Source organism: Enterovirga rhinocerotis, assembly GCF_004363955.1.
Lineage (GTDB): Bacteria > Pseudomonadota > Alphaproteobacteria > Rhizobiales > Beijerinckiaceae > Enterovirga > Enterovirga rhinocerotis.
Genome location: NZ_SNZR01000011.1, coordinates 326998 through 350953, shown reverse-complemented (window position 1 = coordinate 350953; position 23956 = coordinate 326998). Strand labels below are relative to the sequence as shown.

Sequence of the window (23956 nt, the reverse complement as noted above, 5' to 3'; positions counted from 1 at the left end):
CTACGCGAAGTCGGGCATCACGGTGCCGCCGAGCCCGAGATAGGCGGCACAACGATCCGCGATCCGCTGGGCCGCCTGGCCGTCTCCGTAGGGAGAGGCTCCCGATGCCATCGAGGCATAATAGGCCTCGTCGGTCAGGAGGCGGTCGACCTCCGCCTCGATGAGCGCGCTATCCGTCCCGACGAGCTTGCCGACGCCGGCATCGAGGGCTTCGGGCCGCTCGGTCTCCGACCGCAGCACGAGGACGGGCTTGCGCAGGATGGGCGCCTCCTCCTGGATCCCGCCGCTATCGGTCAGGATGAGCAGGCTGTCCCGCATCACGCAGGCGAGTTCGCCATAGGAGAGCGGGTCGGACAGGACGATCCGCTCGAGCCCCTTCAGCTTCGCCTCGACGACGGATTTGACCGCCGGATTGGGATGGACGGGCAGGCGGAACCGAAGATGAGGATAGCGATCGTGCAGCCGGGCGATCGACTCGCAGACACGCTCCATCGGCAGGCCATGGTTCTCGCGCCGGTGCATCGTCACCAGCACGATGTCGGACTTGGCCGACGACTCGGGATATTGCTTCAGGATCGTGAGCAACGCGTCGATCACCGTATTGCCGGTGACGAAGACGGTGGCGGGATCGTAGTTCTCGGCGAGGAGCTTCTCCTTCGCCCGCCCCGTCGGCGCGAAATGCAGCGCAGCCGCGAGCGAGGCGATGCGGCGGTTGAACTCCTCGGGGAAGGGATTGTCGATCTGCGAGGTCCGAAGCCCGGCCTCGACATGGCCCAGCGGAACCTTGGCGTGGAAGCAGCATAGGGCGACCGCCATCACCGTCGTCGTGTCGCCCTGCGCGAGGACGAGATCGGGATTCTCCTTCTGGAGATAGGCGTCGAAGCCCGACAGGATCCGGGACGACAGGGTCGAAAGGCGCTGGTTGGGCGTCATCACGTCGAGATCGACATCGACGCCGAGGCCGAAGGCGCCGAGCGCCTGGTGCATCATCTCGCGATGCTGCCCGGTGCCCACGACCGTCACCCTGCACCAGGGACGAAGCTTCAGCTCGGCGATGACCGGCGCCATCTTGATGGCTTCCGGCCGCGTGCCCACAACGCATACGACGTGCTTCTTTTCATCTGCGTTGATCATATTCACCGATGTCCTCACGGAAACTTGCGGGCTTCGTTCGATCGATCTGCGTTCTGCTCTCCGTCTCGTCACGGAGACCAACAGACGCAACATACTACTTCAACACCGACCCGGCGGGCAGATCAGCAGGCAGGCACCCCATGCGATCCGAACGCGATCCGGCGACATCCCCGCGTGAGCCGAAACGACCGTGAGCGGCTTGCGACGAAATCGTGTCGCCTTAGCCCATGGCCTTTTCCCCCGTGTTTCGTGGACGGGCGGCCCCGCCGCATGACGCACGATAGGGCGCTTCGATGAAACTACGATCACACGCGCCGGACGGTTCAGACCGACGGCAAGGCCCGTCGTCCCGGGCCCTGGCGTTCGGCCTGAGCCGTCTGAGCCTCTTTCGCACCGGGAAAGTGAGGATCGTATGCGGCGCCCGATCCCGCCCGGACGCTCGGGCCGAAGAACGGCGTGAAGACCGCCTCGGCCGGCACGTTCGGCCGCGTCGGCTGGACGCCTGCGGTTGAGCGGTGTTCGTTGCGCATAGCGAGGGCGACGCTATCACTTCCGCTCAGCACGCGATGTCTCCATCCGGCAACAGCTCTCTCCTTCAAACGTCGCTGACACGGACCACGCGAACCTCACCGAACGACCCTCGCACCGCGCGAGCTTCGCTTGCACGACGTCATGTCGCCGGCAGGAAGCTGACCGTCCATCGGATGACGCGATCGTCGCCGGAGCACACCGCCTCCAGCGTCGTCGCCGGCTCCATCTTCAGATAATCGACGGTCTCCCAGCCTCGGACAGGATCCATGCTGCCGCGATAGGTTCGGATCTCCGCATCCGGCTCGAGGCATTCGATCCGCAGCCCGGTTCCGTCCAGGAGCCGCCCGGTGAAGACGGGCCCCTCGCGGACGAGCTCGATATCGCGCGCGAGATGGAGGCGGCTCGCATAGGACATCGCCGTGTCGGATCGCAGCGTGTCGTGGATCGTCAGGTGCCTGCCCGGGGCGTAACGAAGCTCCCGCCGGTGGCCGAAGGCGAAATCGGCGTAGCGGTGAGGCGTCCACTCGACCTCGCCCCCGAGGACGATCTCATCACCCTCGACCCGCGGGGCATCGAGACTGGCGGAGCCGAGCCGGAAGGCGAGGCGGCCGATATCCGTCGTCGCCAGCCCCACGGTGTTGTGAGCCGCCGCACTCTCGACATAGGAGCGCATCGGATCACGCGTGTAGCCGTACTTGCCGGTGTCGATCAGAACCTGCTGGCCGCGTTCGAACAGAATGAAGCTCAGCTTGTCGGCATGGCTGTGGATATGGGTGCGGCTCGTCCCCGCCAGGATCAGCATCGACGCGTCGGACGGCGGCACGTCGGGCAGGGAACGCACCACGGCATATCCGGACGACCAGAACGGAGCGACGGCGTAGGTGGCATCGCCGACGACGCGGACATGGTCCCGGGCATCGGCGAGCACGGGATCCTCACGGTCCGAGGTATCGCCGATCGTCGCGAGGCGTCCATGCGGAAGCACGAACCACGGATAGGCCTCGTCCGCCCTGGCCACGATCTCCGCCGCCTTGTCGCTGAGGCTGCCGAGATTGCCGCGCATGATCTGGCTGATCGCGTAGAAATGGTAGCTCGGCGAATTCTCGACATGCACCCCTTCGTCGGTAAACTGCGAGGCGAGAAACTCCTCGAAGACTCCGGCGACATGATCCCGGCAGAGCGGCGCCCAGGGCTCGTCGTCGAGCACGCGGCACATCAGCTCGAGCCCGATGATCTGGTAATAGGCGTGGTTCATGTAGGCGATGTTTCCGCCTGCCAGCCACGCGACCTGATCGAGCGCGAGATCGTGCAACGCGACCTCGTCCTCCGCCGACACCACAAGTTCGCCGCGGCGAATGGAGTCCAGCACGACCGCGAGGCCGGTCGACCGCATGCCGGATTGCGGGTCGACGTGATTGTGCCGATCGGGAGCGAGATCGCGCCGGTACTGCGCCCACGCCACCATCCATGGCACGATCCGGCGCAGCATCTCCGGATCGCGCGAGGCCGAATAGGCGCGCAGGTAGACGTTCATCAGCCGCCAGCCGTGGAACTGGGCGACCCAATTCTTGTCCCCGAAGGGGTCCGCGGACCAGTCGATGGGATCCGGGACGACCCATCCGAGCGTATCGCTCCGGGCCTTCCAGCCTTCGGCCTCCTGCACGGCGACGATCACCGATTCCGCGCCGCCGGTCGGCACCCCGCCGAACACACCGAAATCCGACTCGATCAGCGCGCTTCGCGTCCGTCGGACCAGGGGACGGCCGCGGACGGCGGCCAAAGCGGCCGAGAGACGATCCGGCTCAATTCGGATGGCTTCGGACGGTTTACCGATCGCCCTGTCGTGGTTCTCGGCCTTCGCGGCAGGCTCGACCCGGCGACGCTCGACCTCGGCAGCATAGGACTCTCGGATCCGGCCAAAGGCCTCGACGGCCTGCTGGCGCTCGCTGTTGCCTGCAGCCGGCAAAGCTCTGATCCGTTGCAGGAGCGAGCGCGCCTCTCCGACCTCGTCGCGCGTCGGCGGGCCGGGCGAGGTCGCGAGCTTGGTCAACTTCTCGAGAGTCTTGGCTCCCGAGGCCTTCATGAAAACCGTCATGGATTTAATGAGTTTCAAAGTATCTGCGAAGATGAGACCGTCTCATCGTCCTGGGAGCCCGCAGACTTTTCTGCCGGACGGGCCGAAGGAGACATCCAGACACCCCGATCAGCCGCATTCTCGCGATAACCGGCCTTTTTGGCAGCCAGAATGCGGCGATTCGCGCGAAAAAGATCTTGGAGGACCAAAAGCTGCTCGTCCTTCGTCAAGAGTCCGTCGTTTTCAACCCGATCACGCAACGTCTTAATAGTGTCGTTATTCAACTCGCCCCTCCTCAATAATTGTCCGGACCAAACAACCCGCCGAAGCCCCCGGCAGATGATGGCTTCTACGCTTGGTCAGGCAGCATCACGCTATGCCAATCCTGTGTCGAAGCGATGATCGGCTCACGCCTTGCCTCGCTTTTTCCTCAAGGACTAGGTCACTTTCTTTGACAGAATGTCGCACTTGGTTTCAATTTGATTTCAACGGCCTGACGGGGCTTCACATGGCCCGTGCCCCCGATGGCCTCCTCCCCGCCGCCCTCACACGATGAGGCCGGAAACCGGGCGGAGCCCGATCGTCTCCGGGAAGACGACCTCACCGAGCCGCGCCCGCGAGACACCGAACAGATCGGCGAACAACCCGCTCGCCAACGCCCTCACATCCAGCGTCGGTTTCAGATCGCGGCCGTCGTGCAGATCGCCCGGCTTCAGCCCCGGCCAATCCGAGATCACCCGCCCCCCATTCACGCAGCCACCGACGAGCAGGGCGATCGTGCCGGTCCCGTGATCCGTGCCGACCGTCCCGTTCACGCGAGCCGTACGACCGAATTCGGTCACGACCATGACAACCGTATCCTTCCAGTGCTCCTGGAGTTCGGTGCGGATCGCCACGAGCGCCTGATCCAATCCTCCGAGGAGATGCGCCAGCCGCCCCTTTGCTCCGCCCTCGTTGGCATGGGTGTCCCACCCCTCGAAGGCCATGGCCGCGACGCGCGGCCCATCCGGAGCGGCCAGGAGGCGAGCGGCGCCCCGCGCGATCGTTCGCATGCCGCCCGGCGTACCCGGATTGCCGTCCATCCGCTCCGCAGCCCGCCCCGATTCCATCACCGTGCGGCGGACGTCCAACCCTCGCTCCAGCACGTCGGCCAGCCGGCGGTCGCGCTGCCGGTACAGGCTCAGCACGCGCTCCGCGAGATCGTCGTCGGCGAGGCCGATCACCGGAGGAGCCCAGCCGACGATCGGTGCCGGTCCGCGCAGGACGAGCGGCGGGACGGTGCCGACGGCCAGGCCGCTATTTCCCCGCACCGTGCTGCCGGCGGGCAATTGGGCGACCAGCCGATTGAGCCAGCCCGACGCCGTCATGCCGGGCTTCGGCTGTCCGCTTTCCAACACGTCCTGGCCATCGAAATGCGACCGCTGCCGGTATCCGGTCGCGACCGCATGGCAGATCAGGGCTTCCTTCGCCTGGAAGCTGCGATGCAGTTCGGGCAGCGCGGGGTGGAGATAGAAGAAGCCGTCCAGCGGCAGCGCGGGCACCTCGCCCGTGGCGCTGAGCGCGATGCTGCCGCGCAGGCCGGCATAGGCCGGATCGCCCAGCGGCGCGACGGCCGACAGGCCGTCGATCGCGCCGCGCAGGACGATGCAGAGGAAGCGCGTATCCCGCCCCCCGGCGGCCTGGGCGAAGCGGGGCGCGAACCCCCAGGCGAACATCGCACCCGCCGATCCGAGCACCGCGCGGCGCGAGAGATAGTCGGAACATCCGGTCATTGGCCTATCTCCGTTGGAATTCGGGAGACATGAGCAGGATGGCGATGCCCTGGGCCCGGCTCTCCGCGGCCCGGATGCTCTGAAGGGTCTCGGCGGCGGCGAGTTCCCCGAGGCCCTGTTCGGCCAGCAAGCGGGGGTCGAGCGACTGGGCCCGCCGGGCGATCGAGGCGGCGACGTCGAGGCGGGTCTTTATCCCCTCGGCCGATTCCCAGTGTGCGGCGTCGTCGGGGAAGCCGTCCGGGCCGCCCGGATTCCACACCGCCTGGCCGAGAGCGCGAAGGCCTTGCATGAACACGCCGTAGAGCCTGTCCGCCTGCAGATTGCAGAGGCGGAAGCCCGCGACGACGAATTCCTGGGGCAGCCGGATCTTGGAGAACTCCGTCTCGCCGGCCTGCGGCAGGTCGAGGAGCGCGAGCGAGACGGCCTTGAGGTCGCCACCGGTCTTGCGGAAGACCGATTCCAGTCGTTCGACGGCTGCCGCATCCGGCCGGTCGCTCAGGAAATGCACGACGAGCTTGCGGGCGATGTGACGGGCCGTCGACGGGTGATGCGCGAGCGCCCTCAATGCGGACCGCGCCTGGTCGGCTCCGGTATCGGGATAGACCGTCTTGAGGAGCGTCACGGGACCGGGCTCGTGCAGACCGGGATTGAAGACTGTCGTTCCCGGCTCGCCGAGGCGGCCGTCCAGCCCCGCGATCTGATGGCCGGTCAGGATCTTGGCGAGCGCGACGACATCGTCCTGGCCATAGCCGCCATTCACCCCGAGCGTGTGGAGCTCGAGGATCTCGCGCGCGAGATTCTCGTTCAGGCCGCGGCGGCGATTGCGGCCGGCCGGCGAGTTCGGGCCGACCGAGAGCTGGTTGTCGAGGTAGAACAGCATGGTCGGATGCTGCTCGACGGCGAGAAGCATGTCCTCGAACCGGCCGAGGACATGCGGCCTGATCGCCTCTCGCTCATACGATCCGACGCTGACGCGCGTCTGCGCGCCTTTCGAGATCGAGACGGCGAAGTGGTTCGACCAGAACCACACCAGCCGCTCGATGAAGCCGGTTTCGCTCTCGATCGCGAGGCGAAGGCGGGCCTTCAGCTCCGATGCCAGCTGCCGCTGGAAGACCAGCGGCGGCTTCGGCACCATGGTCTCCTCGGGCGTCGGCTCCGACTGGGGATTGGCGGCGACGCGGGCATTGCCTTTCCGACGGGCCGCGCGGAACAGGTTCTGTTCCTCCTCCAGCTCCTTGAGAGCCTGGGCGGTCGGCATGAGGTCCGGCGCGGTCGGCTGAGGAACGGTGCCGCGGCCGATCTCCTCGCGGAACGCGCCCAGGGGATCGCGCCCGACGGCCTCGCTCATGTCATGGCGAGGGCCGAGCCCGAATCGTCCCAATGCGGCTACAGCGCTCCTGCTGAGCAAGGGCATCCCCGTTCGCGACAGGCGTCATGTGGAGCCGGGCAATGCGGGCGCAATATGGCATCCCGCCCGGGCGGGATGTCGCAGGATGCCGGGCCCCGGTAGACGGTCAGCTCCGCGGCGTGCCGCGGATGCGCTCATAGGCCTTGATGCGGGCCTCGTCGGCGAGCGACGCGCTCGCCCGTTCGAGCACGCGCAGCACGCGGAGCCCTTCGCGCCCGTCCGTGAGCGGCGTCTCGCCCGAGCGGATCGAGGCCAGGAAATGGAGGCATTCGCGCTTCAGCGGCTCTCCCGGCTCGACGGGAACCGGCTCGCCGTCCGCCTTCTCGGCGAAGGGGCGCCCGTCCCGCTCGCCGAAGCGGTGGCGATAGAGGACGAGCTTCGTATCCCAGGGCTGGAGATCGTCGAAGACGGCCATCGCCTCCTCGCCGATCACGACGAGCCGCTGCTCCTTGAAGGGATGCAGCCAGGACACGCGGATCTCGGCCGCCGCGCCCGCGCCGAAATCCATGGCGACATGCGTCGTGTCGGCGATGGTCGGATGGGTGTGCCGGCCGCCGGTGGCCGTCACGTGCAGCGGATCGGCGCCCATCAGCCGCAGGATCATGGACACGTCGTGCGTGCCGAGCGCCCAGAGCGCATCCTCCTCGCGCCGGATGCGGCCGAGATCCATGCGATGCGAGACGCAGGAGAGGATGCGGCCGAGCCGCCCCTCGGCGACGAGGCCGGCCAGGGCCACGAAGGCCGGATGGTAATGCAGGATATGGCCGATCATCAGCCGGCGATCGGCGGCCTCGGCGAGCGCGACCAGCTCCGCCCCCTGCCGCCCGTTCATGGCGAGGGGCTTCTCGACGAAGGGATGCTTGCCCGCCTCGATCGCGCGCCGGCCGAGCGGCAGGTTCTGCGAGGGCGGCAGGGCGAAGACGATGCCCTCGATGGCCGGATCGGCCAGCACCTCGTCGAAGCTCCTGACGGGGACACCGTGCTGGCCGGCGATGCGCGCGGCCGCCTCCGCATCCTTGTCGACCACCGCCGCGAGCGAGCCGATCTCGGCGTGGTTGCGGGCGTGGTTCCTGCCCCAGATGCCGACGCCGACCACGGCGACCTTGGGGAACTCGGTGGATGCCATCGCTTGACTTGCCCAGACCGGATTGCGTGCGTCGAGACGGGCCGCGACGCGACCCTCAGCATGACGCCGTCTTCGAAACGTCGACGCCGAACGCGGCGGGCGTCATGCCGATGAGCGGGCCATAGGCCCGCGCCTCGAACCGCGCAACCCGAAGGCGGCGCGCCGCCGATCCCTCCCTGGAGGGGAGGGTCGAGTCGAGGCGAAGCGTCGAGCCGGGTGGGGAGAGCCCGACCGCGGCGTCACCCCGCCCCGGTCGGCTGGCGCCGACTCGCCCTCCCCTGAGGGGAGGGATCCGAGAGCGGGCTCAGTCCTCAATGCGCGCCTTGCGCCGCCTCCCCGTCATCCGGCGCGGCCGCGACCGCGGCCGGCTTCTCCGGCTGCGGCTCCTGGCGCGCCGCCTTGTCCGTCAGGCGGATCACCACCCAGAAGAAGACCGGAACGAAGAAGATCGCGAGCACCGTCGCCGAGATCATGCCGCCCATGACGCCCGTGCCGATCGCCTGCTGGCTCTTCGAGGACGCGCCCGTCGCGATGGCGAGCGGCACCACGCCGAGGATGAAGGCGAGCGACGTCATCACGATCGGCCGGAAGCGCAGCCGCGCCGCCTCGACCGTCGCCTCCGCCAGCGGCTTGCCCTGGTGGCGCAGGTCCTTGGCGAATTCGACGATCAGGATCGCGTTCTTGGCCGCGAGCCCGATGATCGTGATGAGGCCGATCTTGAAATAGACGTCGTTCGGCAGTCCCCGCGCATAGACCGCGGCGAGCGCCCCGACCACGCCGAGCGGCACGACGAGCAGCACCGAGGTCGGGATCGACCAGCTCTCGTAGAGCGCCGCGAGGCACAGGAAGACGATCAGCACCGACAGGGCGAGGAGGAGCGAGGCGGTCGAGCCCGCCTCCTTCTCCTGCTGCGACTGCCCGGTCCAGGTATGGCCGAAGCCCTTCGGCAATTGCTGCATCAGCCGCTCCATCTCGGCGATGGCATCGCCGGTGGTGTAGCCGGGCGCCGGCTCGCCGGTGAAGCGCACCGACTGATAGCCGTTGAAGCCGACGATCTGGGTCGGCCCCATCCGCCATTCGAGCGAGGCGAAGGACGAAACCGGGACCATCGCGCCGGACGCGTTGCGGATCGCGTAGCTCAGGACGTCCGAGGCCTGGAGACGCTGGGAATCCTCGGCCTGGACGATCACCCGCTGCATCTTTCCGCGGTTCGGGAAATCGTTGACGTAGGACGAGCCGAGATAGGTCGTCAGCATCTTGTTGATCTCGTCGAACCCGACGCCGAGCGCACCGGCCTTCTCGCGGTCGATGATCAGCTCCGCGCGCGGCGAGGGCGGCAGGCCCTCGACATAGACCTCGCGCAGAAGCGGGCTCTTGCGGGCGAGCGCGAGAAGCTGCTCCTGGGCCTTGTTCAGCTCGTCATAGCCCTTCTGCGCCCGGTCCTGGAGGCGGAACGAGAAGCCCGACGCGTTGCCGAGATTGTCGACCGGCGGCGGTTCGAGCGCCTGGATCGTCGCATCCCGGTAGCGGCCGAGTTCGCGGTTGGCCTTCTTCACGAGATTGGCGGCCGAATTCTCCGCGTCGCGCTCCGACCAGTCCTTCAGCGTCACGAAGGCCTGCGCGGTGTTCTGCGCCTGGCCCGAGAACGAGAAGCCGTTGAGGATCGTCACGGTCGCGACGCCCGGCTGGGCGAGGAGGTGCTTCTCGGTCTCCTTCACGGCGAGCTGCGTGCGGCTGAACGAGGCTCCGGGCGGGGTCTGGATGTCGACCGTGAAGAAGCCCTGGTCCTCGAGCGGCAGGAAGCCCGTCGGCAGGCGCCAGAAGGCATAGCCCATGCCGGCGCAGATGATCGCGTAGATCAGCATGACCCGCCCCGATTTCCGGATCATCATGCCGACGCCGCGCCCGTAGCGCGCGGTCTCGCGGTCCACCATGCGGTTGAACCAGCCGAAGAAGCCGGTCTTCGCATGGCCATGCCCGGCCTCGATGGGCTTCAGCATGGTCGCGCAGAGCGCGGGGGTCAGCGACAGCGCCAGCAGGGCCGAGAAGGCGATGGACGTCACCATCGCGATCGAGAACTGCCGGTAGATCACGCCGACCGAGCCGGGGAAGAACGCCATCGGGATGAAGACGGCGACGAGGACGAGCGTGATGCCGATGATCGCGCCCGTGATCTGCCCCATCGCCTTCTTGGTGGCCTCCCTCGGTGAGAGGCCCTCCTCCTGCATGATGCGCTCCACGTTCTCGACCACCACGATCGCGTCGTCCACGAGGATGCCGATCGCCAGCACCATGCCGAACAGCGTGAGGACGTTGATCGAGAAGCCGGCGAGCAGCATCGTCAGGCAGGTGCCCAACAGCGCGATCGGCACGACGATGGTCGGAATGAGCGTGTAGCGGAAGTTCTGGAGGAAGAGGAACATCACGGCGAAGACGAGGACCACCGCCTCGATCAGCGTGAGCAGCACCTTCTTCAGCGAGACGTTGATCGTCGGCGTGATGTCGTAGGGAATGTCCCACTTCAGGTTGTCGGGAAAGAACTGGGCGAGTTCGTGCATCTTCGCCCGGATGGCGTTCGCCGTCTGGAGCGCGTTGGCGCCGGGGGCGAGCGTGACGGAGAGGCCGGCCGCCGGCCCGCCATTGAGGCGCGTCGTGAACTTGTAGTCGTCGCCGCCGAGCTCGATCCGCGCGACGTCGCGCAGCCGCACCGTCGCGCCGCTTTCGTTCGCCCGCAGGACGATCGCGCCGAAATCCTCCGGCGTCGTCATCTGCCCCTTCACGACGATCGGGACCGTCGTGGTCTGGTTCGCCGGGCTCGGTTCGGCGCCGACCGCGCCGGAGGCGACCTGGACGTTCTGCCGGCCGATGGCGTTCGTGACGTCGTCGGCCGTCAGCGAGAGGCCGCGCAGCTTGTCTGGATCGATCCAGATGCGGAGCGCCCGCTCCGTCGAATAGAGCGTCGCCCGGCCGACGCCGGGAATGCGCCGGATCTCGTTGATGACGTTGCGCATCAGGAAGTCGCCGAGGGCGACCTCGTCGGTCTTCCCGTCCGTCGATTCGAGCGTGATGATCTGCAACGTCGCGGCGGAGGCCTCCTCGACGAGGATGCCCTGCAGCCGCACCTCGGCCGGAAGGCGCGCCTCGACGCGCTTCAGGCGGTTCTGCACCTCGACGCCGGCAAGGCTCGTATCCGTGCCGGGGGCAAAGTTGGCCGTGATCTCGATCGTGCCGAACGTGTCCGTCGCCGATTCGAAGGACTGGATGTTCGCCGCGCCGTTCAGCTCATCCTCGATGAGCCTCGTCGTCGAGGTGTAGAGGGATTCGACCGTCGCGCCGGGATAGGAGGTCGCGAGCGCGATCGAAGGCGGCGCGATGACCGGATATTGCGCGACCGGCAGGAAGGGGATCGCAAGTATCCCCCCGAGCACGATGAAGATCGCCACCACCCAGGCGAAGACCGGGCGGTCGATGAAGAAACTCGCCATGTCCGGGCCTCAGCGAATCGAGCCGGTCGTCTGCGGCTCCTGCCGCGGCGCCGAGGCCGTCTCCGACTGAGCGAGACGGTCCGAGGAGGATGCGGGAGCCGGGGCGTTCAGCGTCAAGCGCCCGCCTTCGAGCTTCACCGCCTTGACCTTGATCCCCATCGAAATGCGCTGGAAGCCGTCGACGACGACCCGATCGCCGGACTTCACGCCGTCGCGCACGATCCATTGCCCGTCGACGACGTCGCCGAGGCTGACCGGACGGGCCGCGACGGTGTCGTCGTCCTGCACGACGTAGAGCTGGGGCTGCCCGTCGAGGTCGTGCTGGACGGCCTGCTGCGGCACCGCGATGGCGTCCTGGTCGATCGCCTGCTCGATCCGGGCCCGGGCATACATGCCGGGGAAGAGCTCGCCGGACGGGTTCGGGATCTCGACGCGCAGCGTCACCTGCCCCGTCGACGGATCGGCCGTCACCTCGGAGAACAGGAGGCGGCCGGAATGCTCGTACAGCGTGCCGTCGTCATGGATCAGGCGGACGGTCGCGACGTCCGGCGCGATCTGAGACAGCTCGCCGCTGGCGAGATCCCTGCGCAGGCGGCGCAATTCGCCGACCGATTGCGTGATGTCGACATAGATCGGGTCGAGCTGCTGGATGGTGGCGAGGTTCTGGGCGGAATTCGCGTCGACGAGGGCGCCCTCGGTGAGAAGCGCGCGACCGATGCGGCCGCTGATGGGCGCGCGGACGGTGGCGTAGTCGAGGTTCAACCGGGCGCGGCTCTGCGCCGCCTTCGCACCGGCAAGGGCGGCTTCGGCCTGCTTCATGCTCGCATAGGCGTTTTCGTACTGCGCCTTCGAGGCGGCCTGGCGATCGAGCAGCGTGTGGAACCGCTCCGCCTGCTGGCGCGCCAGCATCAGGGTCGCCTCGGCCCGCGCGACCTCCGCATCCTGGCTCGCGAGTTCGGCGCGGAACGGCGCGGGGTCGATCTGATAGAGCTTGTCGCCCTGGTTCACATGGCTGCCCTGTTCGAAATAGCGCTTGGTCACGAGGCCGGTCACCCTGGCGCGGACCTCGGCGAGCCGGGTCGGTGCGACGCGGCCGGGCAGTTCACGCACCACCGCGACGGGCTTCTCCGCCGCCGTGATGAAGCCGACTTCGGGCGGGAGCGCCGGGGGCGCAGGGACGGAGGACTGCGTCTCGTTGCAGGCCGCGAGGCCGAAGGCGAGAAGGCAGGCGAGGAAAGCAGGCGCAACAGCGCGGGCGACGGGCATGTAGGCGGCTCGCAGGCGAGATCGATCCGGGACGCGAACGCGGAACGCGGACGCGAGTTCAAAGGCGCGAAAGACGGCGGCCGGATGGCGTCGAGCCATGCAGCGCAATCGTCGTGGGGCGGGCCGTGCGCGGACGCACGCCCGGCGCTCAGATGCGTCTCGGCGGCCGGTCGAGAAGTGCCGGGGAGAAACTCTTGTAGACGATCGGATGGGCGGACCGGAGCATGATACGCTCGCTCGCTCCAAGCTCCGGAGCGAGCGACCGGATCGGCACGTAGCCGTCATCGGGCAGATGCTGAGCGGACGACGGAGCGACCGCGGCCGGCCTCACGGCATCGGACCTCGACGTCTTCGCCTTGAAGCCGCAATCCCCCGGGCAGTCGCGCACGACGCTGGTCCCGAAGGCGACTGCATCCTGCACCTGAACCAGAAGGATCGAGAGCAGGCCGACGGCCAGGAGGCAAGCGCGGAGAAGGTGAGTCGCCGGCATGCGTCGAAAGATGAGGTCGCTCATGCTGCAGTGCAAGATGCCGATCGTCGCAGGGCAGATCGGCATCGCCTAGGCCTGCGTTGTCGCGGCCGATGGTTGACGCATCGTGAACGGCCCGGCGGCGGCGCATCCGCTTGGTCGGCAAGGGCCGCGGGACCGAACGGCCTCCGCGCCCCTTGGGCCGGCGTTCGATCCGCGCCTTACTCTTCGATCGCGCGCGCCACGAACCGGGCCGGCGCTCCGTCTCCGCCGACGATGTTCAGTGCGCCGCAAAAGACCTCGACCGTCTTGCCGCGCAGCGGGGCGAGATTGGTCAGATGCTCGGCGATCAGCACGCCGTTCGAGAGCAGGCGTTTATGGACAGGCCAGTCGAATCCGGCCGTCCGCCGCGCGAGGGAGAGGTCCGGCGTCGGCGTATCGACGGCGAGCATCTTCACCCCGTGATCGACGATCCAGTCGGCCGCGGCGAGGCTGAGCGTCGGGTGATCGTCGTCGTAACGGACGGAACCGACGAAGGGATGCGATCCGGTATCGAGGATCAGGATGTCGCCGTCCTGCAGACGGCCTTCGAGACCCGCGAGATGATGCGGCCCGACCAGTTCGGTGGCGCCCACCTCGACGGGCCAGACGATGCCGCGGCCGCCAAGCCGCTCCAGCGGCACGGATTCGAGCGAGGGCGCATCCGTGAAGAAGTGGCACGGCGCATCGAGATGGGTGCCCATATGGACCACCATCTCCATCCGGGTGACGTTCATCGGATCCTGCGGCATCCGCTTGATCTGCTCGAAGACCGGCTTCGGGAAGAGCGCGACCCGTGGCAGTTCGCGCGTCAGCGGGTGCGAGAGGTCGATCCAGTCCCCGACGGCCCGGCATTCGCACCGAGCCGGGAGCGGCCGCCAGCCTTTCCAGCCTGCCCCGGATTGTCCACCGCAATCACACATTCCGTCCCCTCCGATTGAACCGTTGTTATCGTGCGCCCAGATGCGCCGTCAGCCTTCCGACATCGTCCAGGTCCTGGAGACCGGCGATCAGGCCTTCGACCGCATCGGCACGCCCCTTCCCGAGCACGGGCTCCACGTTCGTCCGGAACTTCGTCGCGAGTTCGACATCGCTCAGCGGATTGCTGGGATCGCCCTTGGGATAGAACATCGCCTCCCTGAATTCGCGGCCATCCGCCATCCGGACCGTCACCTCGGCCGGGAACTTCTCGGGGTAGAGACGCGTCAGGTCCTCGTCCGCAACGATCTCGACCTTCTCCATCACTCCGCGAGCGATCGGATCGCCATACCGGTCGGATCCGAACTGCGCCTGGCCCACGACCCGGTCGACGAGGGCGATCGCGACGCAATAGGGAACCGACAGGCGCGCCGCCATCGTCGTGTCGACCGCCTTGCTCGAGAAGTGCGACTTGACCGTCGCGTAGGTCCTGACCGTCACCGAGGCGATCGCCGCCGGATCGGGCGCGTGGTTCTCCGCGATCCGGAGCGCGGCGCCGATCGGCGAATGGCTGGCGAGGATCGAGGGGAAGAACTTGAAGCCGTTGTCGAGGATCATCCATTCCGAGCCGAGCCCGCGCGTCAGCATCTCCGGCCGCGGCTCGAGGCTGTAGGCGGCGAGATACCCTTTCGGATGGCCGAAGATGTCGGGAGGGCTGGTCAGCCCGAACGCCGCCGCCTTCGCCGACAGAACGCCGTTGAGGCCGGCCTTGCCGGGGTGCAGGCTCTTCGTGTCGTCGCCGCTCTCGAAGAAGGTGTTGAGCCCGGCCGCCTGCGTGCCGGCCGCGCCGAACGCCGTCAGCATCCGGTCCGCGTCGAGGCCCATCGCGCGGCCCGCGGCGGCGGCCGCGCCGAAGGTGCCGTTGGTCGCCGTCGAGTGCCAGAAGCGATAATGGGTCGGCATCACGGCCATCCCGACCCGCGCCGTGACCTCGTAGCCGGCGACCATCGCGACGATGAGGTCCCGCCCGCCGCCGCCGGCATCCTCCGTCACGGCGAGCGCCGCCGGGACGACGACCGATCCCACATGGGCGAGCGCGCGCTTGTGGGTATCGTCGTTGTCGGTCGCGTTGATCAGGATGCCGTTGCCGAGGGCTGCGACAGCCGGGTGGGACCGCCCGCCGCCGATCAGCGTGGCGCGGCCGGAGGCTGCGAAATCCTCGACGATGCGGCGGGCGAGTTCGGCCTTGCGCGGATCCTCGCCCCAGGCACCGACGGCGCAGCCCAGAGCGTCGAGCAGGAAGCGCTTCGCCTGGGCGATCACCGGCTCCGGCAGGTCCTCGTAGCGCAACCCCGATGCGAAGGCGGCCAATTGCGCCGTCGCGCTGCCGATCCGAACTCCACCCAACGCGCCAGCCTCCCGCTATGTCGGTCTCGATTCCGAACGGACCGTGGCTCACCGATGCCGGGGGCGGGACGACATTTCAAGGCGCGGCGAAGGAGGAGGCGCTTGCACGGGCGGCATGCGGCTACCCGTCAGTCGGGCTCGGCGCAGCTTGGGACCTGAGTTCAAGCCAGAGGTGTGCGATCGGAACGAGGATCAGCAGAACGGCCGAGAGAGCTATGACGCCCAGTCGATCGGAACCGACTCGGCTTATCGACGACATGGCGGCGACGAGAACGAAGACCAGCGGCGGACCGCCGTTGAGAAGCCCCATGCCGAAAAGCCGACGCTCCGCATGCAGGCCGCGTCGCCCGTTCCGCCAGAACCGCCAAGACAACCAGACGAAAAGAACGAGGCCGACAAGTCCCGCAATACAGATCGCAGCGACGGCGATCACCGGAAGGGCGACCGCCTCTCCGCCCGAACGCCGGAACCCTGAGGCAATGATCGAGACCAGGATCTGTCCGATATACCACAGCGCAGTTCCACCGCCGAGCAGAGCGCCGGATGCGAGCAGCGCGAAGGCTGGCGCGGCGACCACCAGCTCCGCCAAGAATAATCGCCGGCTCGCCGCTTCGCTCATGGCCACCTTTGCTCTTCCGGGTGAAGCTCAGGCCGCTCCGGTGAACTGCTCCCCGGCCTCGGCCTTGCGGCGCAGGAGGGCGGAGGGCTTGAATTCCGGGCCGATCGCCTTCTCCCATTCCTCCATCTTGGCGAGGACCGTCTTGAGGCCGATCGTATCGCCGTAGAACATCGGCCCGCCGCGATAGACCGGCCAGCCGTAGCCGGTGATCCAGACCATATCGATGTCGGAGGCGCGGAGCGCCTTGCCCTCCTCGAGGATCTTCGCGCCCTCGTTGATCATCGGGAAGACGAGGCGCTGAAGGATCTCCTCGTCGGAGATCGGCCGGCGCGCGATGCCCTTCTCCTTCGACCAGTCGAGGACCATCTGCTCGACGAGCTTGGAGGGCGTCGCCTTCCGCTTCTCGTCGTAATCGTAGAAGCCCGCGCCCGTCTTCTGGCCGCGCCGGTCGATGTCGCAGAGCCGGTCGCGCAGCCTCGTCGCCTCCTGGCCCTTCTGCCAGCCGATATCGAGCCCGGCGAGATCGCTCATGGCGAAGGGGCCCATCGGCAGGCCGAACTCGTAGAGGACCCGGTCGACGTCCCACGGCATCGCGCCTTCCTCGATCAGGCGGTTCGCCTCGCGCTGGCGCTGAGCCAGCATGCGGTTGCCGACGAAGCCGTGGCAGACGCCGACGAGCACGCCGAGCTTGCCGATCTTCGGCGCGAGCTTCACCGCCGTCGCGACCACCTCCTTCGTCGCCTTGTCGGTGCGGACCACCTCGAGGAGGCGCATCACGTTGGCGGGCGAGAAGAAATGCATGCCGATGACGTGATCGGGCCGCGTCGTCACCGCGCCGATCTCGTTCACGTCGAGATAGGAGGTGTTCGAGGCCAGGATGGCGCCGGGCTTCGCCACCGCGTCGAGCTTGGCGAAGGTCTCCTTCTTGAGGTCCATGTTCTCGAAGATGGCCTCGATGACGAGATCGGCGCCGCCGAGATCCTTCATGTCGAGGGAGCCCGTCACGAGGCCCATGCGCGTCTCGACATCCTCCGCCTTCATGCGGCCCTTGGCGGCGCTGGCCTCGTAGTTCTTGCGCATGATGCCCAGGCCCCGGTCGAGCGCGTCCTGCTTCTGCTCGACGATCGTGACCGGGATGCCGGCATTGAGGAAATTCATGGCGATGCCGCCGCCCATCGTGCCCGCACCGATGATGCCGACGCTTTCGACCGGCAGCGTCTTCGTGTCGTCCGGCAGGTCCGGGATCTTGCGCACCTCGCGCTCGGCGAAGAAGACGTAGCGCTGCGCCTTGGACTGCGTGCCCGAGATCAGGCCGTTGAAGATCTCGCGCTCCTTCTTGAGGCCCTCGTCGAAGGGCAGGTTCACGGCGGCCTCGATCGCCCGGATGCAGCCCTCGGGCGCCTCGAAGCCGCGGAACTTGCGGGCATGGGCCTTGCGGAACGCGTCGAAGATCTCGGGCTTGCCGCGCGCCTCGTCCATCTTGTCCGAGAGGTCGCGGACCTTCTTCAGCGGCCGCCCTTCGGCGACGACTTTCTTCGCGAAGGCGACCGCGCCCTCGCGCAGCCTGCCCTCCTCCACGATCTCGTCGATGAGCCCGGATTCCGCGGCCTTCGCGGCCGAGACGAATTCGCCCGAGGTGATCATCTCCAGGGCGCGCTGGACGCCCACCACGCGAGGCAGGCGCTGGGTGCCGCCGGCCCCCGGAATGATGCCGAGCTTGACCTCCGGCAACCCGACCTTCGCGGACGGAACCGCGACGCGGTAATGCGCGCCGAGCGCGGTTTCGAGGCCGCCGCCGAGCGCGGTGCCGTGGATCGCGGCGACGACCGGCTTCGGCGCGCCCTCCAGCGTGGCGATCATCTCCGCCAGCGGCGTGCCCTGCGGCGGCTTGCCGAACTCGGAAATGTCGGCCCCGGCGATGAAGGTGCGCCCCTCGCAGATCAGCACGATCGCCTTCGCGGCGGGATCGGCCGACGCGGTCCGCATGCCCTCGGCGATGCCCGTGCGCACGCGGGCGGACAGCGCGTTCACCGGCGGCGAGCTGACGGTCAGGATCGCGATCCCGTCCTCGATGGCGAGGCTGGTGGCGGCTGTGTCTGCGCTCATGGACATGTCCATCCCGATGGAGGTCGTTGCCCCCCGGCTTAAAGGCTGCCGCCGCGAGGGGAAAGCCTGCGCCGCACCCGTCTACCGCGTCACGACGAGCCCCGGCACGAAGCTCTGGACGACCTCGCCCTCCTGGTTCAGCGTCTCGACCCGCACCTCGACCCTGGCCTGGCCGGGGCGGGAGCGCGACGGCGTGATCGACAGGATCTCGCTCTCGGCTCTCAGGGTGTCGCCGGGCCGGACGGGCTTCAGCCAGCGCAGTTCTCCGCCGCCCCCGATGATGCCGCTCTCGAAGGGCAACCCGCCCTCGGCAAGGAGCCGCATCGTGATGGCACCGGTATGCCAGCCGCTGGCCACGAGGCCACCGAACAGGCTGTCCTTCGCCGCCTCTTCGTCGAGGTGGAACGGCTGCGGATCGAACTGCCGCGCGAAGGTCTTGATCTCCTCGGCGGTCACCCGATGCGACGCGCTCGCGAAGCGCTGGCCGACGAAGAGGTCGGCAAGGCGCAATGTCCTGAACCCGCTCATGCCGCCAGCCCTCCCGACGAATGGCGGCAGGCCGGCGGTGACGGATCGCCTTCCAGCCCGCGCAGGATCGGGCAATGCGGCCGCCCGCTCCCGTCGCAGGCCTCGGCGAGATGGGTCAGCGTATCGGCCATGTCGCGCAGCTGGGCGATCTTGTCCTCGAGCTCCCGCACATGATCGAGCGCGATGGCCTTCACCTCGGCATTCGAGCGGCCCTGGTCGCTCCACAGCCGCAGCAGCATCCGGATCTGGTCCATGGAGAAGCCGAGATCGCGCGCCCGGCGGATGAAGCGCAGCCGATGCACGTCCGCCGCGTCGTAATCGCGGTAGGAATTGTCCCGCCGCCCGGCGCGGGGCACGAGCCCGATCTCTTCGTAATGACGGATCATCTTGGCCGACACGCCGGAAGCGGCCGATGCCTCACCGATCTGCATGGTCGTATCCTTCTGCCCGGCCCACCCTCCCCTGGAGGGGGAGGGTCGGACCGAAGGTCCGGGGTGGGGTGAGGCGCGGTGCCCGCTGCGATGAGGAGAGGTCGGTTTCACCCCACCCCGCCGGCTTCGCCGTCGACCCTCCCCCTCCAGGGGAGGGTGAGCGTCCACCGGTCATAGAACCTCGAAAACCCCTTGACCCTGACATGATGGGAAGGTGCATCGCATTTGGCAAGCGGAGGCTCGGTCGTCGGCATGGCGGCCCGTCCCCCGACGTGAATGGAGGCGTCCTTGTCCGATCACCAGGCCAACAACCCGGCCGCGGCACCCGAGGCAGGATCGTGTTGCGGCGGGCACGGCCGAACGGAAGACGCTCCCGTTCCGGCCCCTGGAGCCAAGTCGTCCTGCGGCTGCGGCGGGGGGCACACGCATCGTCACGACGCCCGCGAGGCCGGGCCGCCGCCGGCCCAGGCCGCATCGTCGTGCTGCAGTAGCCATCAGCAGCACGATCATACCGGCCCGGTGATGGCGATCGATCCCGTCTGCGGCATGAGCGTCGACCCGGCGAGCGCGAAGCATCGCGCCGAGCATGCGGGCCAGGAATATCTCTTCTGCTCGGCCGGGTGCCGCACGAAGTTCCTGGCCGATCCCGAGCGCTATCTCGACCCCGCCAAGGCGAAGGCGGCAGCCGAGGCGGTGCCCGAAGGCACCGTCTTCACCTGCCCGATGCATCCGGAGGTGCGGCAGGTGGGCCCCGGCTCCTGCCCGATCTGCGGCATGGCGCTCGAACCCGCCATGGTGACGGCCGAAGCCGGCCCGAACCACGAACTGATCGACTTCACGCGCCGCTTCCGGATCGGCCTCGTCCTGACCCTGCCCGTCTTCGTGCTCGAAATGGGGGGGCATCTCTTCGGCCTGTTCCACGGCATCGGCCAGCAGCGGATGAACTGGATCGGGCTCGTCCTCGCGACGCCCGTCGTGTTCTGGGCCGGCTGGCCCTTCCTCGAGCGGGGCGCGCGCTCGCTCGTCAGCCGCCATTTCAACATGTTCACGCTGATCGCGATCGGCACGCTCGCGGCCTGGATCTACAGCGTCGCCGCGACGCTCGCGCCGGGGCTGTTCCCGGCCGCGATGCAGGGCGAGCATGGGGGCGTTCCGACCTTCTTCGAGGCTGCGGCGGTGATCACCGTCCTCGTCCTGCTCGGTCAGATCCTGGAATTGCGCGCCCGCGACGCCACCTCCGGTGCCATCCGCGCGCTGCTCGATCTCTCGCCGAAGACCGCGCGCCTGATCGGCGAGGACGGGGCCGAGCACGACGTCCCGCTCGCCGAGATCGGCGTCGGCGCCCGCCTCCGCGTCCGTCCGGGCGAGGCCGTTCCGGTCGACGGCACGGTGATCGAGGGCCGCTCCTCCGTCGACGAATCCATGGTGACGGGCGAATCCGCACCGGTGCTGAAGGAAGAGGGCGCGGCGGTCGTCGGCGGCACGACCAACGGGACCGGCGGGCTCGTCATCCGTGCCGAGAGGGTCGGCGCCGACACCGTCCTCGCGCGCATCGTGCAGATGGTCTCGGACGCCCAGCGCTCGCGGGCGCCGGTGCAGCGCCTCGCCGACCAGGTCTCGGGCTGGTTCGTGCCCGCCGTGATCGCGGTCGCGCTCGCGGCCTTCGCCATCTGGTTCGCGGTCGGCCCCGAGCCGCGCCTGCCGCACGCCCTGGTCGCCGCGGTCTCGGTGCTGATCATCGCCTGCCCCTGCGCGCTCGGCCTCGCGACGCCGATGTCGATCACGGTCGGCGTCGGGCGCGGCGCCCGGTCCGGCATCCTCATCCGCGACGCCGAGGCGCTCGAGCGGATGGAGGCCGTCGACACCCTTCTCATCGACAAGACCGGCACCCTCACGGAGGGCCGCCCCAGCGTCACGGCGATCGCGGCCCAGCCCGGCCTCGGCGAGGACGAGATCCTGCGTCTCGCCGCCGCCGTCGAGCGGGCGAGCGAACACCCGCTCGCCGATGCCATGGTGCGGGCGGCGGCGGAGCGCGGCACGTCGCTCCCGTCCGTCGCGGACTTCACGGCCGTCTCGGGCAAGGGCGTCGCGGGCCTCGTCGAGGGCAGGCGCGTCGCCGTCGGCAATGCGCTGTACTTCGCCGATCAGGGGATCGAGGCGGCGCCGCTTGCCGAGGCCGCCGAGGCGATCCGCATGACGGGTGCGACCGCCGTGCTCGTCGCGCTCGACGGGCAGCCGGCCGGCGTGATCGGGATCGCCGATCCGATCCGGCCGAGCGCGCGCGCCGCCCTCGACGCACTCCGCGCCGACGGCATCGCCATCGTGATGGTGACGGGGGACAACCGCACCACGGCGGAGGCCGTGGCCCGGCAGCTCGGCATCGACGTGATCGAGGCGGAGGTGCTGCCGGAGGACAAGGCGGCCGTCGTGCAGCGCTACCGCAGCCGGAAGCGCGTCGTCGCCATGGCCGGCGACGGGATCAACGACGCTCCCGCCCTCGCCGCGGCCGATATCGGCATCGCGATGGGCACCGGCACGGACGTCGCCATCGCGAGTTCGGGCATCACCCTCGCCTCCGGCGACCTCGCCCGCCTGCCGGAGGCCCGAGCCCTCTCGCGCGCGACGATGAGGAACATCCGCCAGAATCTCGGCTTCGCCTTCGCCTACAACGCGGCGGGCGTGCCGATCGCGGCGGGGCTGCTCTATCCCTGGCTCGGAATCCTGCTGTCGCCGATGGTCGCAGCGCTTGCCATGGCTCTGTCGAGCGTCAGCGTGATCGGCAACGCGCTGCGGCTGCGGCGAATGCCGCTTCGGTAGGGAAGGCGAAGGCCCAGTCCTGCCCTTTCGGACGAGCGGAGCTGGGCATCTCCGGCGCGCCAACCCTCCCCCCGCTTGCGATGGGGAGGGCCGAGTCGCGCCCCAGGCGCGAACCGGGGTGGGGGGCGTCGACGCGAAATCACCGAACCTCCCGGCAGGCTGAACCGCCCCCCACCCGGCTCGGGCTCACGCCCGAGTCCGCCCTCCCCACCGCAAGCGGGGGGAGGGTTGGCCTTGCGACGCCACGCCCGCGTCATCCTTAACGGAGCGTCAACCTCGCTCGCTATGCTGGCGGGATGCCTCGATTCGGCTGCCCTAAAGCGGCCATCGACCCGACCGACAAGCAGCGAAAGACGGATCTCCGCCATGTCGCCTTCCCACCCGCCCCGCAGGCGCTTCATCGCCCGCTCGGCGCTCGCCGCGCTGCTCGTCGTCGCGACGGGCAGCCTCGCGGCAGCGAACCCGACGCCGCCCTCGCGGACGAAACCCGCTCCGGCCCAGGCCGCCCACGGCAATTTCTCAGCCTTCGTCGCGGGCCTCTGGCCCGACGCGCAGCGCGCCGGCATCTCCCGCCGCGTCTTCGAAGCCGCGATGTCGGGCGTGACGCCCGACCCGAAGGTGATCGCGCTGACGAAGCGGCAATCGGAATTCTCGAAGCCGATCTGGGACTACGTCAACAACGCCGTCTCGGCGGCGCGCATCTCCCGCGCCCGGCAACTCGCCGCGACCTATTCCGCGACGCTCGACCGCGTCGAGAGCCGCTATGGCGTGCCGCGCGAGATCGTCCTCGCCGTTTGGGGCATGGAAAGCGGCTTCGGCGCCAATACGGGCGGGATGTCGGTCATCCGCTCCCTCTCGACCCTCGCCTATGTCCGCTATCGCGGCGATTACTTCCGGGACGAGCTGATCCAGGCACTCCGGATCATCCAGGCCGGGCACGTCACGCCCGCCGGCATGAAGGGGTCCTGGGCCGGCGCGATGGGCCAGACGCAGTTCATGCCGTCGAGCTACGCAGCCTATGCGGTCGACGAGGATGGCGACGGCCATCCGAACATCTGGACCTCGGCCCCGGACGCCCTCGCCTCGACGGCCAACTACCTCCGCCAGAAAGGCTGGCAGCCGGGCCTACCCTGGGTGACGGAGGTCGTCCTGCCGAGGGGCCTCGACCTGCGCACCATCCGGCGCGGCTATGCCGATTGGGCCTCGCTCGGCGTCCAGCGCAGCGACGGACGCGGCCTGCCGCGCTCCGGACAGGCGACGCTGTTCCTGCCGGCCGGGATCGGCGGGCCCACCTTTCTCGTCGGCGAGAATTTCGAGGTGATCCGCACCTACAACTCGTCGGACGCCTACGCGATGGGCGTCGGCCATCTTGCGAACCGCATCGGCGGCGGCGGCGCCTTCACGCGGGCCTGGCCCTCGAAATCGCTGAGCCATCCGGAACGCGTCGAAGTGCAGCGGCGCCTCTCGACGCTCGGCTTCTACCGCGGCGAGGCTGACGGTCGCCATGGCGTCCAGACGCGGGAGTCGCTCCGCGCCTTCCAGGCCCGCTCGGGCCTCGTGACCGACGGCTATGCCGATTTCGCGGTGCTGAAGGCCCTGCGCGGCGGGCGGTAGCGAAGCGTCCCCGCTCGCACCGGCGAAAGCCGGTGCCCAGCATGGCCCCGCACTGGATCCCGGCTTTCGCCGGGATGAGCGGGGAATGTTCGGAGAGGCGCCTGATCCCTCCCCTCAGGGGAGGGCGAGTCGGCGACAGCCGACCGGGGTGGGGTGACGCTCCGGCCGGGATATCCCCACCCCGGCTCGACGCTTCGCATCGACTCGACCCT

The 23956-nt window shown here is 68.6% G+C and carries 17 protein-coding genes; 2 read left to right on the top strand and 15 right to left on the bottom strand.

Features of this window, described 5'->3' with window-relative positions:
* The 15 genes from wecB to cueR form a co-directional block, all read right to left on the bottom strand.
* On the bottom strand, nt 1-1134 hold the full coding sequence (wecB, locus tag EV668_RS02230) for a non-hydrolyzing UDP-N-acetylglucosamine 2-epimerase (protein ID WP_133768221.1): 1134 nt from the start codon (nt 1132-1134) through the stop codon (nt 1-3).
* Between the two features lie 670 nt (nt 1135-1804).
* The gene (locus EV668_RS02225) at nt 1805-3760 is read right to left on the bottom strand and encodes a heparinase II/III family protein (RefSeq protein WP_133768220.1); all 1956 of its coding nucleotides are present in this window, start codon (nt 3758-3760) and stop codon (nt 1805-1807) included.
* A gap of 14 nt (nt 3761-3774) precedes the next feature.
* Complete coding sequence (locus tag EV668_RS02220; RefSeq protein ID WP_133768219.1) at nt 3775-4023, bottom strand: hypothetical protein; 249 nt, start codon at nt 4021-4023, stop codon at nt 3775-3777.
* 261 nt (nt 4024-4284) lie between these two features.
* Entirely contained in the window at nt 4285-5511 is a 1227-nt protein-coding gene (locus EV668_RS02215; protein WP_133768218.1) for a DUF1501 domain-containing protein, read from the bottom strand.
* A gap of 4 nt (nt 5512-5515) precedes the next feature.
* The gene (locus EV668_RS02210; RefSeq protein WP_245512776.1) at nt 5516-6859 is read right to left on the bottom strand and encodes a DUF1800 domain-containing protein; all 1344 of its coding nucleotides are present in this window, start codon (nt 6857-6859) and stop codon (nt 5516-5518) included.
* A 166-nt stretch (nt 6860-7025) separates the two neighbouring features.
* Nucleotides 7026-8045: a Gfo/Idh/MocA family protein gene (locus EV668_RS02205; RefSeq protein WP_133768216.1), complete on the bottom strand. Its 1020-nt coding sequence runs from the start codon at nt 8043-8045 to the stop codon at nt 7026-7028.
* A 311-nt stretch (nt 8046-8356) separates the two neighbouring features.
* Entirely contained in the window at nt 8357-11530 is a 3174-nt protein-coding gene (locus tag EV668_RS02200) for a multidrug efflux RND transporter permease subunit (protein ID WP_133768215.1), read from the bottom strand.
* Between the two features lie 9 nt (nt 11531-11539).
* Nucleotides 11540-12796, bottom strand: coding sequence for an efflux RND transporter periplasmic adaptor subunit (locus EV668_RS02195; protein ID WP_133768214.1), 1257 nt, complete (start codon nt 12794-12796; stop codon nt 11540-11542).
* Between the two features lie 148 nt (nt 12797-12944).
* Complete coding sequence (locus EV668_RS02190) at nt 12945-13310, bottom strand: hypothetical protein (RefSeq protein ID WP_133768213.1); 366 nt, start codon at nt 13308-13310, stop codon at nt 12945-12947.
* Between the two features lie 176 nt (nt 13311-13486).
* Complete coding sequence (locus EV668_RS02185) at nt 13487-14227, bottom strand: cyclase family protein (protein WP_133768212.1); 741 nt, start codon at nt 14225-14227, stop codon at nt 13487-13489.
* 25 nt (nt 14228-14252) lie between these two features.
* A complete protein-coding gene (locus tag EV668_RS02180) occupies nt 14253-15629 on the bottom strand; it encodes an MmgE/PrpD family protein (protein WP_133768211.1) in 1377 nt (458 codons plus the stop codon).
* Nucleotides 15630-15750: 121 nt separating this feature from the next.
* Nucleotides 15751-16248, bottom strand: coding sequence for a hypothetical protein (locus tag EV668_RS02175; RefSeq protein WP_133768210.1), 498 nt, complete (start codon nt 16246-16248; stop codon nt 15751-15753).
* Nucleotides 16249-16275: 27 nt separating this feature from the next.
* Nucleotides 16276-18354: a 3-hydroxyacyl-CoA dehydrogenase NAD-binding domain-containing protein gene (locus EV668_RS02170; protein ID WP_133768209.1), complete on the bottom strand. Its 2079-nt coding sequence runs from the start codon at nt 18352-18354 to the stop codon at nt 16276-16278.
* Nucleotides 18355-18435: 81 nt separating this feature from the next.
* Nucleotides 18436-18882, bottom strand: coding sequence for a MaoC family dehydratase (locus tag EV668_RS02165; RefSeq protein ID WP_133768208.1), 447 nt, complete (start codon nt 18880-18882; stop codon nt 18436-18438).
* A complete protein-coding gene (gene cueR, locus EV668_RS02160) occupies nt 18879-19313 on the bottom strand; it encodes a Cu(I)-responsive transcriptional regulator (protein WP_133768207.1) in 435 nt (144 codons plus the stop codon). Before cueR ends, EV668_RS02165 begins: the two co-directional genes overlap by 4 nt.
* A 522-nt stretch (nt 19314-19835) precedes the next feature.
* On the opposite strand from cueR, the gene EV668_RS02155 reads away from it, so the two are divergent.
* Together EV668_RS02155 and EV668_RS02150 are read left to right on the top strand one after the other, a co-directional pair.
* Nucleotides 19836-22130: a heavy metal translocating P-type ATPase gene (locus EV668_RS02155; RefSeq protein WP_280960081.1), complete on the top strand. Its 2295-nt coding sequence runs from the start codon at nt 19836-19838 to the stop codon at nt 22128-22130.
* Nucleotides 22131-22496: 366 nt separating this feature from the next.
* The gene (locus EV668_RS02150) at nt 22497-23744 is read left to right on the top strand and encodes a lytic murein transglycosylase (RefSeq protein WP_133768205.1); all 1248 of its coding nucleotides are present in this window, start codon (nt 22497-22499) and stop codon (nt 23742-23744) included.
* Nucleotides 23745-23956: the final 212 nt, after the last annotated feature.

Excerpts from the sequence above, each read along its gene's own strand:
- EV668_RS02205 (WP_133768216.1), bottom strand. The coding sequence starts at position 8,045 with ATGGCATCCACCGAGTTCCCCAAGGTCGCCGTGGTCGGCGTCGGCATC.
- EV668_RS02210 (WP_245512776.1), bottom strand. The coding sequence starts at position 6,859 with ATGAGCGAGGCCGTCGGGCGCGATCCCCTGGGCGCGTTCCGCGAGGAG.
- EV668_RS02190 (WP_133768213.1), bottom strand. The coding sequence starts at position 13,310 with ATGAGCGACCTCATCTTTCGACGCATGCCGGCGACTCACCTTCTCCGC.
- EV668_RS02215 (WP_133768218.1), bottom strand. The coding sequence starts at position 5,511 with ATGACCGGATGTTCCGACTATCTCTCGCGCCGCGCGGTGCTCGGATCG.
- EV668_RS02195 (WP_133768214.1), bottom strand. The coding sequence starts at position 12,796 with ATGCCCGTCGCCCGCGCTGTTGCGCCTGCTTTCCTCGCCTGCCTTCTC.
- EV668_RS02225 (WP_133768220.1), bottom strand. The coding sequence starts at position 3,760 with ATGACGGTTTTCATGAAGGCCTCGGGAGCCAAGACTCTCGAGAAGTTG.
- EV668_RS02175 (WP_133768210.1), bottom strand. The coding sequence starts at position 16,248 with ATGAGCGAAGCGGCGAGCCGGCGATTATTCTTGGCGGAGCTGGTGGTC.
- EV668_RS02170 (WP_133768209.1), bottom strand. The coding sequence starts at position 18,354 with ATGAGCGCAGACACAGCCGCCACCAGCCTCGCCATCGAGGACGGGATC.
- EV668_RS02150 (WP_133768205.1), top strand. The coding sequence starts at position 22,497 with ATGTCGCCTTCCCACCCGCCCCGCAGGCGCTTCATCGCCCGCTCGGCG.
- EV668_RS02200 (WP_133768215.1), bottom strand. The coding sequence starts at position 11,530 with ATGGCGAGTTTCTTCATCGACCGCCCGGTCTTCGCCTGGGTGGTGGCG.
- EV668_RS02185 (WP_133768212.1), bottom strand. The coding sequence starts at position 14,227 with ATGTGTGATTGCGGTGGACAATCCGGGGCAGGCTGGAAAGGCTGGCGG.
- EV668_RS02155 (WP_280960081.1), top strand. The coding sequence starts at position 19,836 with ATGGCGATCGATCCCGTCTGCGGCATGAGCGTCGACCCGGCGAGCGCG.
- wecB (WP_133768221.1), bottom strand. The coding sequence starts at position 1,134 with ATGATCAACGCAGATGAAAAGAAGCACGTCGTATGCGTTGTGGGCACG.
- cueR (WP_133768207.1), bottom strand. The coding sequence starts at position 19,313 with ATGCAGATCGGTGAGGCATCGGCCGCTTCCGGCGTGTCGGCCAAGATG.
- EV668_RS02165 (WP_133768208.1), bottom strand. The coding sequence starts at position 18,882 with ATGAGCGGGTTCAGGACATTGCGCCTTGCCGACCTCTTCGTCGGCCAG.